The following is a 12,690-nucleotide window of genomic DNA, read 5'->3' as shown; positions in this document are numbered from 1 at the left end:
TAAAGAATATAATGCATCAAATAAGTGCATAAAATTATCTGACTATCATAACATGGTTAAACATAAACAGTAGACGGGTTTTTCCACTAATAGCTAACAAACCTTATGGATTTCTTAAACTCACTATTTTTCCTGGATTAAAGATATTTTTTGGATCAAAAGCCCGTTTTAATGCACGCATCATATCCAAAGCATCCTCACCATGTTCTTCTACTAAGAAAGCCATTTTATGCACGCCTACCCTATGCTCACCAGTACAAGTTCCATCCATTGCTATAGCACGTTGCACTATACCGTGATTAATACGCTCCATCTCCGCAATTTCATCTGGATTATGTGGATCAATTAGTAGAATAACATGGTAATTACCGTCTCCCACATGCCCAACAATAGTGTAAGGAATAGTCGACTTAGCTAATTCCTGAATAGTGATATCAATACTCTCCGCCAACCTAGAGATAGGCACACAAACATCTGTACTTACTCCACGACAACTAGGTTTTAATTGCATAGAAGCAAAAAAGGCATTATGTCGAGCAGTCCATAATTTATTACGGTCTTCAGTTTGAGTTGCCCAACAAAAATCCAAACCACCACTTTCTTTGGCTATTTCTTGTACCATAATGGCCTGCTCTTCAACACCTGCTGGTGTACCATGAAACTCAAACAATAGTACAGGGGACTCCTGTAAAGAAAGTTGACTATATTGATTAACTGCTTTAACCGCAGCAGTATCCATAATTTCTACACGAGCAATCGGAATGCCCATTTGAATAGTGCTAAATACGCACTGCACAGCATCTTGTACTGAGGGAAAACTACAAATAGCGGCAGATACCCCCTCAGGTTGCACATGCAATTTCACCGTTACCTCTGTAATAATACCCAAAGTCCCTTCACTACCAACAAAGATAGCAGTTAAATCATAACCTGCCGCAGACTTTTTAGCGCGGCTAGCAGTACGTATTACTTTACCTTCAGCCGTAACTACTGTTAAAGAAAGCACATTATCACGCATTGTTCCATAACGGACAGCATTGGTTCCTGAAGCACGTGTAGCAGCCATACCACCTATAGAAACATCTGCACCTGGATCAATGGGGAAAAACAAACCAGTATGACGAATTTCTTGATTTAATTGTTTACGGTTACGCCAGCTTGTACAGTAGCGGTTAAATCCTCGGCATTAACGGCTACAACCTGATTCATTTCAGAAAAATCAATAGTTATGCCACCTGAAAAAGGTAATACATGCCCCTCTATGGAAGAACCTGCGCCAAAAGCAATAACGGGTACATCATACTCATTACATAACTTAACTACCTTCACTACATCTTCTGTGGAGCGCGCAAATACTACCGCATCAGGAGGACAAATATCATACATTGATTCATCACGCCCATGATGTTCTCTTATGGCCTGCGCAGTAGATACTTGATCGCCTAAACTTAATTTCAATGCATTTAAAAAGAGGTTAGGCAGCGGTTTTCTAGCATGAGTATTCATTTTTATCCTACTAAGATAATTAATAATTAAAACAACACAAAGCTAAGACGATAGTTAATATCATTAGTTTCCTGCAAGCAAAGCACCTTAAAAGATGATGACCATTTGCTTAATAATCTTATTGGTACTATCGTCTTTACAATAAAACAGAGTTATCATAATAACTCTTTGTAAAAACAAATACTAACAGCCAACTACGATCAGATAACTTATAGCTGACTTCTTTAGTATTCCCACTTTTAAAACAAACATTAGAGCGTGCCATGCGTAAATCTGCTGATTTTTTTATGTTTCAAGTAATGCTAATACTCTGTGTTACGTGGGGGTTACAACAAATCGCTATTAAACTAGTGGTGGGAGATATTACCACTATTGTACAAGCTAGCCTACGTTCAGGTATCGCTGCTTTTTTAGTAGCTATTGTATTAGTTATTAAAGGAGGTTGGCAGCCCTCATGGCAAGGTACTTCTAGAGCAGGTATGGTTGTAGGACTATTATTTGCCAGTGAATTCTTATTTATAGCCCTTGGTTTACAATACACCTCTGCCTCACATATGGCAGTATTTCTTTATACAGCGCCTATTTTCTCTGCATTAGGTTTGAACTTTTTTGTTGCCAGCGAACGCTTAAAACCTTTGCAATGGCTTGGTATTACTGTCTGTTTTATTGGCGTAGTAGTGGCTTTTGGTGGTAGCATTTCCTTTAATGAAATGAATACTACTATATTATTAGGCGACTTATTTGGATTACTTGCAGGTATTGCATGGGGAGCGACTACTGTAGTAGTGCGCTCAACTAAACTCTCTGAAGCACCAGCCAGTTTAACTTTATTTTATCAACTATTTATTGCCTTTATTTCACTACTACTTATTGCATTGGCAACAGGGCAATTTGCTACCTTTAATTTGACTGCTATATCAGTGAGTAGTTTATTGTTCCAAGGCGTTATTGTTTCTTTTGTTAGCTACTTAGTCTGGTTCTGGTTATTACGCCAATACCTAGCAAATAATTTAGCAGTCTTCTCTTTTATGACCCCCATGTTTGGTGTAACCTTTGGCGTATTAATACTGGGCGAAAAGCTTACAATTAACTTTATTATAGGCGCAATGCTTATTTTACTAGGTATCCTTCTAGTAAGTGGCGAAGCAGCGTTAACACGCTTTATCAAACGTTTAAACTAAATAAAAGATAAAAGGCGGAATAATGATATTACATCAATGGACAAAAAATCCTCAAGAAGCAATTGCTATACAAAAACAACTAGCTTCACAAATAGAAAGAACAGATCGACTGCCTGCAACTATTAACTATATTGCAGGCGTAGATATAGGGTTTGAGCAACAAAATGACACCACTTTTACCCGTGCTGTTATCGTAGTATTAGAATACCCCTCACTTAAAGTTGTGGATTATGCTCTACACCGCGAAGTAACCAGAATGCCCTATATACCTGGATTATTATCTTTTAGAGAAGTGCCTGCAGCTATTGCTGCTTTTCAACAACTTAAACAACAACCCGATTTAATTATGGTAGATGGACAAGGTATTGCTCACCCTCGTCATTTAGGAGTAGCCTCTCACCTAGGGTTATGGTTAGATAAACCTACCATCGGCGTAGCTAAAAAAAGACTCTGTGGAAAATATCAAACTGTACCTGAACACAAAGGAAGCTGGACGCCATTAGAAGATAAAGGAGAAACAATTGGTGCTGTATTACGTTCAAAAGATAATATTAACCCACTGTTTATCTCTATAGGGCACCGTGTTTGCTTAAATACTGCGATTAGTTGGGTAACTAATTGCTTAACAAAATACAAACTTCCTGAACCCACTAGACAAGCAGATCGTTTAGCCTCACGACGAGTAGTAGAAGAACGTATCTTTAAAGAATGGAATATAGAATAGCTGTTTCTATATAATTTTAGACTAGGCAAATGGACGAAGACAGTACAAGCAGTAAGAACAGGACATTTAACAACGTATAAAATTATAGCATAATAGCTATAAATTAACGTTTTCTTAATTTCAAACGTTTAACAGACCAATATTCAAAGGCAGTAAAAATAGCTACGAGAATAGCTACAATAGCTGCCGTTTCCATTAGCCATATCATATTAAAAAATAATGCAACAACAATTAGCACTAAACAAACAATAACCAATCGAATCCCTGATGTAATTAAAAGCCTCGAACGTCTAACACGTCGTCCAATCTTCATAGCTACTTGTTACCTTTTTTATTAATCTAATTGTTATTTTTAACATAATGGGAAATAAATGCAATACTCTTATCTCCAAAATATTAATAAAGTCAATAAACATGATTAGATAAATATTAAATAATTATGAACTTCTGATAAACTCTAAATATTTATATACAATTGCCTTATATCCTTAAAGTTAGTTACTAAATAATTAGAAGATTTTTTTATTTTTTACTATCCCATAGATTTCTTAATACGTATACTCAGTATTTAGCTACCTAATTTTTAGTAAATTTAGAGTTTGGTCTTAAGTATTTTTTCTTATTTGATTTTTAATTTAATTTGTATCAAAACTGGATATTTTTATGCTATATCAATAAGCATTTTTAATTTTCTTGCTCATTTATACTTAAAAAAATTGAAACTAAATTATCATCATTTAGTTTCAACTTCTTAAGTATTAATATAGAGTAAATCTATTTATTTGGACTATTAGATTTATATGCTTCAAGAGTCTTTTCTAATTGATGAGCTGCTTTTCTTAGTCGTACCCTTTCCTCATTTGAAAAAGACTTATTACCATCAATCCAATCAGTAAATCCCTTACATAATGGTGAATCACTATTTCCTGTACAACTACGAGCACACTCAGCTCTACAATCACCATTAACTTGACAACATATTAAACACAAACTTGCCGAAGTACATCTGGCAGTACAAGACAAATCTGCTCTACCAGATACATAATCAGCTAGTTTTTCTCCACCCAAATCTTTTATTTTGTCCATTAACTCTTGAGTAAGCCAATTACTTGATTTTTTGCTAAATATCCCCCATAGACCATACTTATCAGACTTCATCAAAGGATTACCCTCAACATATCCAAAAGTATTCCATCCCCCATCAAGCCCAATAGGATCACTTTGGCTGTATCTACCTAAATCTGGAATATAGGTTCTAAAATAGTTATAGTGAAAGTCTGTTTCTTGATCAAAATACTGACCTGCAAAGCGTAATGGGATAGTAGTATTTATGCCTGTACCTAATGGGTCTTCGTTTGCCATTGTAGTACCATAAGCATCACTTTGCCAACTCCAGACTTTTTGTCCATTTTGGTTAGTAGCCCATCTGGGAGTATCTAAATGATCGCTGTGAATATAATAAACTATTTGTGTACCCGCAATACCATTCGTAAAAGGAACTTCTATTTGTGCAATGGGTAAAGTATCTAACCATGCCCAGTAGATTTCTTTCACTTTTTCTTTAGCAGAATTATATTGAGTCTCACCAATCAGTTGACCAATATCGTTATACATAAAAGTACTAATACTGCTATCTTCTTTTACTTTAATAGTACGTTCACCATAAGCATTATGAATATAACGAGCTAATGTAGTTTGTATATTATTTTCTGTTTTTATCACTTTTGAAAAACGGTTACTTTCATCGTATTCGAAACGTTTAGTTCTGTCTTTGTAACCCGTAATATTGTTCATTACGTCCTTGGCATAGTAAATACTATAAATATTATAAATATTGCCACTATCATCGAACCATATAGGTAAAGAGCCTTGGCTATTTTCACGATTAGTTCGATTACCCACAACATTGTAGGTGTAATTGGTCGTGTCTGTTGCTTGCTCTTGGGTGAGTCTATTGAGTTCGTTGTATTGGTAGTTTACAATACCAAATTGACTATCTGCTATTTGTGTAATATTACCATTAACATCATATTGATAATCAGTAGTGACTGATCCTATGATTTGTTGGGTAAGTTGTCCATCTAAATCATAACTACGATTTAAAGTTAAGTCATTTTTCCATTTTAACCCTGTAATTCCTGTACCAAATGGCTGATAGGTAATATAGTTAGCTAAAGTAAGTGTTCTGCCATTTTGAACTAAAGTAATGGCTGTGATTTGTCCTCCTGTATTTCTAGTATATTTTAGGGTAGCTAACCCATAATCTGTAGTTAATACCCGTCCTGCTATATCATAGGTATAGTTGATTATTTGCTGGTTACCTAATAACACTCCATCTAGTTTTAATTGTCTTTTTTCTTGAGCAACTAATCCTAAATTATTGTAGTTATATTCTGTAGTACCACTATTATCATTAATAGTTGTTAAATAACCTATATTATAAAAACCTGTTTCAGGTTGATCATAAATATATTCTACATTTAACTCTGTATTATCAGGATATAGTTGAGTTATTAAGCGATTAAGTGAATCATAGTTGTACTGGGTAATATACCCTCTAGCATTAGTTTCTTTAAGTAGATTACCTGCTTTATCATACCTGTAATTTGTAATACCTCTTGCACTACTTTGCTCTTCAACAATTTGATTAAGGTCACTATAAGTATACCATGTACTACTAGAACCAAAATCTTTTGCTCTCGTAACATTGCCATGTACATCTCGATCATGATAAGTATAGTTACTACCATAAGTATCCATTGTTAAATAATTATCGGGATTATATCTATGGGTAATTTGTGTGCCTTTTGGATCAGTTTCTGATAGTGGTTTACCATGTGTACCATAGCTATATTGATACACTTGATTACTCGATCCAACCAATGCTAACACACGTCCTAATTCATCAAACTGACGCTTAAATTGATAAGTAATGGTTGTTCCTTTTTTTATTACTTCTTCTGTACGATTACCCATTGCATCATAGGTGTAATGAATACTGTCATTAAGATTATTTTTAATGGATGTTAATCGTTTAGCATCATCCCATGTATAACTTAGTATACTATTATCAGGAAAAGTGACTTTAGTTATTTGTCCTATTGCGTCATAAGTAAAACTTGTTTTTGAAGCAGATGTAGTAATACTGGCTAACCAACCTTGTGTTGTATAGGTTAGTGTACTCACAATGCCATTTTCATCAGTAATCATTTGAGGATTACCATAGTTATCAAAATTACTATAAATTACAGTATGACCTAATGGGTTTACAATACTTGTTAATTGCCCATCATTGTTATAGTTATAATGTGTAATATCTTCTACATCATAACGTGGTCCATCAATATTCGTTATTTGCCCCATATCATTATAGGTATACTTTATTGTTTGCTCTGCATGAATTGTAGATACTGCTAATGCAAGCAGCATCGGTATCACTTGTTTTTTCATTGTAGTTCCTTTGACTATTTAAAAGACAAAAGCAATCCGTAGTGCATAATTTATAAATCATGCGCTTGATACTTTTTGTCTTATTTAAAAGATTAAAATTTAGTTATTAAATTAATGTTTACTCAGTAGGACTACCATTAAAAAGGTAGGGCTCGTGACTTGGAGTAAAGTTTTTTGTATATAAGGCTTTTTTAGTAACACGTAACTGATCAATTTTACCTTTGTAATTATATTGATAATTCTGTTCGCTTGCACTTGCACCAATAGCAATAACTACATTTTCATCTAATAAATAATTATTTTTATCTGTTTGATAATTTGATAATTGACCATCAATAAATATTCTTAAAACTCCATTTTCTCTACTATAGGCAATATGGTGCCATTGATTATCCAATATTTTTTTATTAGCTCTAAAATAAACCATTTCATTAGTACCATGATTGTAACCTTGCCAATAGACATATCCTTGAGTAGTGATATACGTTGAAAATGAAGATCCATCTCCTTGTCTAAAAGTACCATCTAATAAAGTGGCAGAATAATCCGTTTTGGCCTCTGGTTTTACCCACATTTCAATAGTAAAATCTTCTCTACCGAAGTCAAATACGCCATTATTATTGGTTGTTAGATAAGCATTTCCATCAAGATACAGGGTATTATTTGCAACAGCTTCGTCATCTTGTACTATTTGTGGATTATTAATCAAATTCCACACATTACCTGCTGGATCAATAAAATCATCAAATTGCAATAATGCAACATCATAACCTTGACCTATATGACTGAAATCTTTAAATCCATCAGTAAATTGAATTAATCTTCCATCATTATCATATTGATAGGTTTGTTTCTGTCCATTGTGATTAATTTCAACAGGTAATGGTAATGTATCATGCCACTTTGTATAAATATTATACTTCAACCCTTGTGCTGAAAACTTCCTTGCTGTTTGTAGTCCTCGGCCATTATATTCATAATTGATAGTAGCATTATTCTTAGTGTATTCATAAACTGGTAAACCTTCGGCATTATACGTATACGAACTTGCAGTAGCTATACAAGTATTTATTGGTTCTCCCTCTATCTTTTTAATTTTCTTTTCTAAACGAATATCTTGAAAATGATAGACTGCAGACTTACCTAAAGGATTCGTTACTCGTGTTTTATTATCAGGCAAATATTCAAATTGATATCTATCTGTTCCACCCGCATGTTCGCTACTGATTGCCTGCCCCTTATCATTATAAGTCCAAGTAGCATAACGCACTCCTCGCTCATCAGTAATACCTGTTAATAAGTTTGGATATTGAATATTCTCATAGTGGTAAGTTTTACTACTACCCGCTTTAGTTAGTCCTGTAAGACGATTCTGACTATCATAAATATAGCTAACCGATAGGTCTGCATTACTCGCTACTTTAGTAATTTGATCATTTGTATTGTAAGTCAAGGTTAAGTTTCTTCCACTTGTTTCTGTTAACGTAGTGAGTTGCCCCATAGTATTATAGTTAAGCGTTACAGTTGGATAGCCTCTTTTACTATAATTAATCAGTTGACCTAGATTGTTGTAAAGCTCTATAACGCCACCCTTTGACTGAACTTCCCAACCTTGCTCATTAGCTAGCTTTGTGATCACCTCAGTATCGCTACTGTCACTTTCCCAACGACCATTACGCGGGGTAAAAATTATACCTCGACCATTATTCCGATATAGTTTTATCCTATCTCGGGATTGAAGTGTTTCAATTCTCATTTGCCAATTATGTTGCCATGCTAATCCTAAATTATCAGCAAACAATCTACTACTCCAATAGTTACGTGAGAAAGTTAAAAGTGAATTTGGTAATTCAATATCGGTAGTTATTTCTACTTTCTGACCTGTTGCTATTAAAATAGGATTACCTAAAGTTTCAGGATTACATGAGTTTGTTTCTGGATTAGCTTGTGGATTACATTGTCCCTTAATATCAGCAATGCCTCCACCCTCACATTGTTCTGGGCGTTTATTAGTACCTTTAGGTCCGTCAGATTCATCTGGTTCACATGACATTTGTTTAGAGTCATAACTCTTACCTGAATCACAACCGCTACCGATTCGAAAGAAACCTGTCCCTCCAGGGTTATTACATCGACCAGGAGAGGTCATTCCCCAAGTGATTAAATAGACTGGATTCATATCTTTAATATCCGCACCTAAAGAGTTGCAAAGATCATAAGGCGAGTCAAACGGTCCAATAATAGCTTGTGGGTTGTAATACCATTTATAATCTGCCATAGCTGAACTAGCAGAAACAGCTAATACTAATGGCAGTATATACTTTTTAATTTTCATAAATTAATACCTGTTGTTAATTAAAAACTGCAAATAATTTTTACTAGATACAAAAAAACCGCCTATAGGCGGTTAATTTTTAATAAATTTTATAAAATCACATTATTTACTCTCCTCTTCGTTATCTATTTTTCTATTAATAATTTTTAATAGCTTATCTCTTAATGTTGTTACACCAATAAATCCTATAGTGCCACCAATAGTTACGGTTGCGCTTGTCGGCAAGTTCAACATTTCCACAATACTACTTACACAAAGCGCTAATGAACCACAAAGCGAGGCCTCTAATATTACTCTGATCATTTTTGTTTCTTGGTCATCATAAAGCACTCTTAATGCTGCAATAATCGTAGCTAAAGTTGAGCCCTGCCCGATAGGACTTATAGAAATCGAAAGATATAAGCTTTGCCAAAAGCTTGGGTCTTTATCAGACATTTTTCATTCCATAAATAATTTAAGTAATAACTTTTTTTGAAAGCTATTAATTAGTCTTTTTAAACTGTTCTATTAATTTATCAATCGGCATCAATGCTTGTTTATCTAATTCATTACAAATAAAAAGCATATTGTTATAAAGAGGCTGCCAAACTTTTTTCCAGTCTGCATATTGCAACTCAATTTGATAATTTTCCTTAATATACTTGATAATTTTTCGTGGTGTCTTTAAATGATCTTTTTTATTAACCACTAACATTTGATAACCTTTCAAAGCAACTCTAACTAGCCAGTAAGCTTTTTGTTGATTGCCTTTGCTAAAAGTATGCTGAGAAAATTGTTTAGACAAAATACTCCAAACTAATTCATGTGCCACATCTAAATCATAAACAGTAGCTATCGGCGAATAGAGGTAATGTCCAAAACACTGTAAAGGTATCGGTAATACATCTATACTATGCTGTACTTTACCTGCCAACCATTGATGAATGAGTTGATAATGATTATGGTGTTTTAAAGGATGCTTTAATACAATTCCTAACTTTAATGCTTCTAAACCAAATGCTGTGGTGGATTTTATATTAGGATAATAAGCATCATGCCATGCTTGTCTACTATTAATTAATCTCATCTTCTTCACTTATAACTAGGCTGATGATAGAAGATTACAGCGATTTTCTATGAAAGTATTTTTGCCTTAACAAGAATAAATTTACTGATATTTTCTAGCAGTTTTCTAGTTTTGATCTTTACTATAAGTTGTGAAGTTATTTTCATAAATCTAATATATTTCTAGCTAATAGTTAGAAAGGCTGGAACAATGCCATAATATTTATTGTCATATAATGCAGCTAAGATAAGAATAATTTTAGTTACTACATCAGGTATTTGTTACACTAATATAACTAAACATTAAAAACACCATAAGATGTTTTAACAGATAGGACTCTTTAAGCTTAATAAAACTTTGTTAATTGTATTTTAGCCAAACAAAAATATTAAAATCACCTTATTTAATATAGAGAATTTTTATGTCTATTAAATTTTTTAAAGGAATATGCTACACACTTTTAATCGCTAGTAATCTAGCTATTACATCTATTAGCTATGCACGTGTTTCAGAAACCTCTATCCATACAGCAGCACAAATTGCTTATAGTCGTGCGCAACAAAATAATAGCGGTAAAAATGCTGATTATATTCCTGCATTAGCAAAAGTGGATCCCAATCTACTAGGGGTTAGTATAGTAACAGTCAATGGCTCAGTTATTAACCTAGGGGATTACAAAACACCCTTTGCCATTGAATCCATTTCTAAAGTTTTTACTCTGGCTTTAGCGATGAAGGATCATAGTCCTAAAGAAATATTTGATAAAATTGGTGCTAACCCCACAGGATTACCTTTTAACTCTGTATTAGCTATTGAGCAAAACCAAACAGGCAAAGCGGCTATGAATCCTTTAGTAAACGCAGGAGCTATTGCAACCACAAGTTTAGTAAAAGGAAATAATGCTGAAGAAAAATACAAACGTATTGTTGATACTATGTCTGATTTTGCAGGCCACAAATTATCTTTAAATAAAGAAGTTTATGAATCAGAAGCAGTTACTAATCAACACAATCAAGCAATTGCTATATTACTTCGATCCTATAACAGACTCTATGATGATCCCTTCACAACTACAGATGTTTATACGAAAGCCTGCTCAATCAATATAACCGCTAATGATCTAGCTGTAATGGGCTCTGTGCTAGCTAATAATGGTGTAAATCCCATTACTAATAAACGTTTATTAACAGAAGAAGAAGTAGCACATATTTTAGCTATTATGACAATAAATGGATTATACGAAACCAGTGGTGATTGGTTATATTGGACAGGATTACCAGGCAAAAGCGGTGTAGGTGGTGGCATTTTAGCTATTGCTCCAGGCAAAATGGCAATTGCTGTATTTTCCCCGCCCTTAGATGAAGCAGGTAATAGTGTACGTGGTCAACAAATCGTAAGAGATATAACTAAATCTCTCAATCTCAATATATTTAATCAAACGCCACAACAATATTAAAAACCAATAAAAAAGGCTGTAGTGATACAGCCTTTTTTAAAATTATATCAAGCTAACTATCCCCACCAATAACGTACCACATGGAAAAAAATAGGTGCTGCAAAACATACAGAATCCAACCTATCTAACATTCCTCCATGTCCTTCAATCATATATCCCCAATCTTTAATACCTTGATCTCGTTTAATAGAAGACATTACTAATCCACCCATAAAACCAAGTAAGGTAATCATTAATGAAATCATTGCTGCCTGTACAAAACTAAAGGGTGTAATCCAATATAAGCATGCACCAATTAATGAAGCTGAAATAATTCCTCCTATAAATCCTTCTACTGTTTTAGAGGGTGATAAATTAGGCGCTATTTTTCGTTTTCCGAATAACTTACCAAATACATATTGCAATACATCAGATATTTGAACCACTATTACTAAAAAAGCAATTAATAATAAATTACGGTTTTCATAACCTTGCATATCTAATGTTAATAAAGCAGGCACACAGGATATACAGTATACTGTAATCATTAAGCCCCATTGTACCTTTGCTGTTCTTTCTAAAAAGTTTTTAGTACATCCCTTAATAGAAGCTAAAATAGGTAAGAGTAAAAACACATACACAGGAATAAAAATACTGAACATACCATACCAGTTCATAGCCACAAAAATATACTGCACTGGCAAGGCAATATAAAATGCAAATAGCAATGCATAATAATCATCAGAAGTGGTAGGTGTTATAGTAATAAATTCCCTTAAAGCAAAGCCTGATATTAAAAAGAATAAAATAATAACCGCTGTATTTCCTAACCAGAAAGTACAACCTATTACTAAAACCATTACCCACCATGCATTAATTCGGGCATTAAGATTTTCAATAACTGTGCTATTACCTTTAACGACTTTTAAAACAAAACCAACTACAGAAGCAAAAACTAAAATACCACCGATTCCACAAAATAAGAGTAAAGTATCTTTATCATAACTAATCATT

General features: G+C 33.7%; 10 protein-coding genes and 1 pseudogene. 3 read left to right on the top strand and 8 right to left on the bottom strand.

Features of this window, described 5'->3' with window-relative positions; translation table 11 throughout:
• Window positions 1-103 precede the first annotated feature (103 nt).
• A complete protein-coding gene (locus JHT90_RS02285) occupies window positions 104-1,018 on the bottom strand; it encodes an FAD-binding oxidoreductase (protein WP_330893077.1) in 915 nt (304 codons plus the stop codon).
• Window positions 1,019-1,386, bottom strand: a pseudogene (locus JHT90_RS15370) (FAD-binding oxidoreductase); the annotation flags it as partial.
• Window positions 1,387-1,769: 383 nt separating this feature from the next.
• Here JHT90_RS15370 and JHT90_RS02280 point away from each other — a divergent pair.
• Together JHT90_RS02280 and nfi are read left to right on the top strand one after the other, a co-directional pair.
• The gene (locus JHT90_RS02280) at window positions 1,770-2,687 is read left to right on the top strand and encodes a DMT family transporter (protein WP_201093606.1); all 918 of its coding nucleotides are present in this window, start codon (window positions 1,770-1,772) and stop codon (window positions 2,685-2,687) included.
• A gap of 22 nt (window positions 2,688-2,709) precedes the next feature.
• Window positions 2,710-3,411, top strand: a complete 702-nt coding sequence (gene nfi, locus JHT90_RS02275; protein ID WP_201093604.1) for a deoxyribonuclease V — start codon at window positions 2,710-2,712, stop codon at window positions 3,409-3,411.
• 103 nt (window positions 3,412-3,514) lie between these two features.
• On the opposite strand, the gene JHT90_RS02270 is transcribed toward nfi, so the two are convergent.
• The 5 genes from JHT90_RS02270 to JHT90_RS02250 form a co-directional block, all read right to left on the bottom strand.
• Window positions 3,515-3,724, bottom strand: a complete 210-nt coding sequence (locus JHT90_RS02270; RefSeq protein ID WP_201093602.1) for a hypothetical protein — start codon at window positions 3,722-3,724, stop codon at window positions 3,515-3,517.
• Window positions 3,725-4,185: 461 nt separating this feature from the next.
• The gene (locus JHT90_RS02265) at window positions 4,186-6,861 is read right to left on the bottom strand and encodes an RHS repeat protein (RefSeq protein ID WP_201093600.1); all 2,676 of its coding nucleotides are present in this window, start codon (window positions 6,859-6,861) and stop codon (window positions 4,186-4,188) included.
• Window positions 6,862-6,979: 118 nt separating this feature from the next.
• On the bottom strand, window positions 6,980-9,196 hold the full coding sequence (locus JHT90_RS02260) for a LamG-like jellyroll fold domain-containing protein (RefSeq protein ID WP_201093598.1): 2,217 nt from the start codon (window positions 9,194-9,196) through the stop codon (window positions 6,980-6,982).
• 102 nt (window positions 9,197-9,298) lie between these two features.
• On the bottom strand, window positions 9,299-9,631 hold the full coding sequence (locus tag JHT90_RS02255) for a phage holin, lambda family (protein WP_201093596.1): 333 nt from the start codon (window positions 9,629-9,631) through the stop codon (window positions 9,299-9,301).
• Between the two features lie 46 nt (window positions 9,632-9,677).
• Window positions 9,678-10,262, bottom strand: a complete 585-nt coding sequence (locus tag JHT90_RS02250) for a hypothetical protein (RefSeq protein WP_201093594.1) — start codon at window positions 10,260-10,262, stop codon at window positions 9,678-9,680.
• Window positions 10,263-10,662: 400 nt separating this feature from the next.
• On the opposite strand from JHT90_RS02250, the gene glsA reads away from it, so the two are divergent.
• On the top strand, window positions 10,663-11,697 hold the full coding sequence (glsA, locus tag JHT90_RS02245) for a glutaminase A (RefSeq protein WP_201093592.1): 1,035 nt from the start codon (window positions 10,663-10,665) through the stop codon (window positions 11,695-11,697).
• 56 nt (window positions 11,698-11,753) lie between these two features.
• Here glsA and JHT90_RS02240 read toward each other — a convergent pair whose 3' ends face one another.
• Window positions 11,754-12,689: a phosphatidate cytidylyltransferase gene (locus JHT90_RS02240; protein WP_201093590.1), complete on the bottom strand. Its 936-nt coding sequence runs from the start codon at window positions 12,687-12,689 to the stop codon at window positions 11,754-11,756.
• Between the last annotated feature and the right edge of the window lies 1 nt (window position 12,690).

Origin of the sequence: Entomomonas asaccharolytica, assembly GCF_016653615.1 — a bacterium.
GTDB classification, from domain to species: domain Bacteria; phylum Pseudomonadota; class Gammaproteobacteria; order Pseudomonadales; family Pseudomonadaceae; genus Entomomonas; species Entomomonas asaccharolytica.
The sequence above is the reverse complement of the archived record's forward strand: the minus strand, read 5'-3'. Positions and strand labels throughout refer to the sequence as shown.

Excerpts from the sequence above, each read along its gene's own strand:
- JHT90_RS02285 (WP_330893077.1), bottom strand. The coding sequence starts at position 1,018 with ATGCGTGATAATGTGCTTTCTTTAACAGTAGTTACGGCTGAAGGTAAA.
- JHT90_RS02280 (WP_201093606.1), top strand. The coding sequence starts at position 1,770 with ATGCGTAAATCTGCTGATTTTTTTATGTTTCAAGTAATGCTAATACTC.
- nfi (WP_201093604.1), top strand. The coding sequence starts at position 2,710 with ATGATATTACATCAATGGACAAAAAATCCTCAAGAAGCAATTGCTATA.
- JHT90_RS02270 (WP_201093602.1), bottom strand. The coding sequence starts at position 3,724 with ATGAAGATTGGACGACGTGTTAGACGTTCGAGGCTTTTAATTACATCA.
- JHT90_RS02265 (WP_201093600.1), bottom strand. The coding sequence starts at position 6,861 with ATGAAAAAACAAGTGATACCGATGCTGCTTGCATTAGCAGTATCTACA.
- JHT90_RS02260 (WP_201093598.1), bottom strand. The coding sequence starts at position 9,196 with ATGAAAATTAAAAAGTATATACTGCCATTAGTATTAGCTGTTTCTGCT.
- JHT90_RS02255 (WP_201093596.1), bottom strand. The coding sequence starts at position 9,631 with ATGTCTGATAAAGACCCAAGCTTTTGGCAAAGCTTATATCTTTCGATT.
- JHT90_RS02250 (WP_201093594.1), bottom strand. The coding sequence starts at position 10,262 with ATGAGATTAATTAATAGTAGACAAGCATGGCATGATGCTTATTATCCT.
- glsA (WP_201093592.1), top strand. The coding sequence starts at position 10,663 with ATGTCTATTAAATTTTTTAAAGGAATATGCTACACACTTTTAATCGCT.
- JHT90_RS02240 (WP_201093590.1), bottom strand. The coding sequence starts at position 12,689 with ATGATTAGTTATGATAAAGATACTTTACTCTTATTTTGTGGAATCGGT.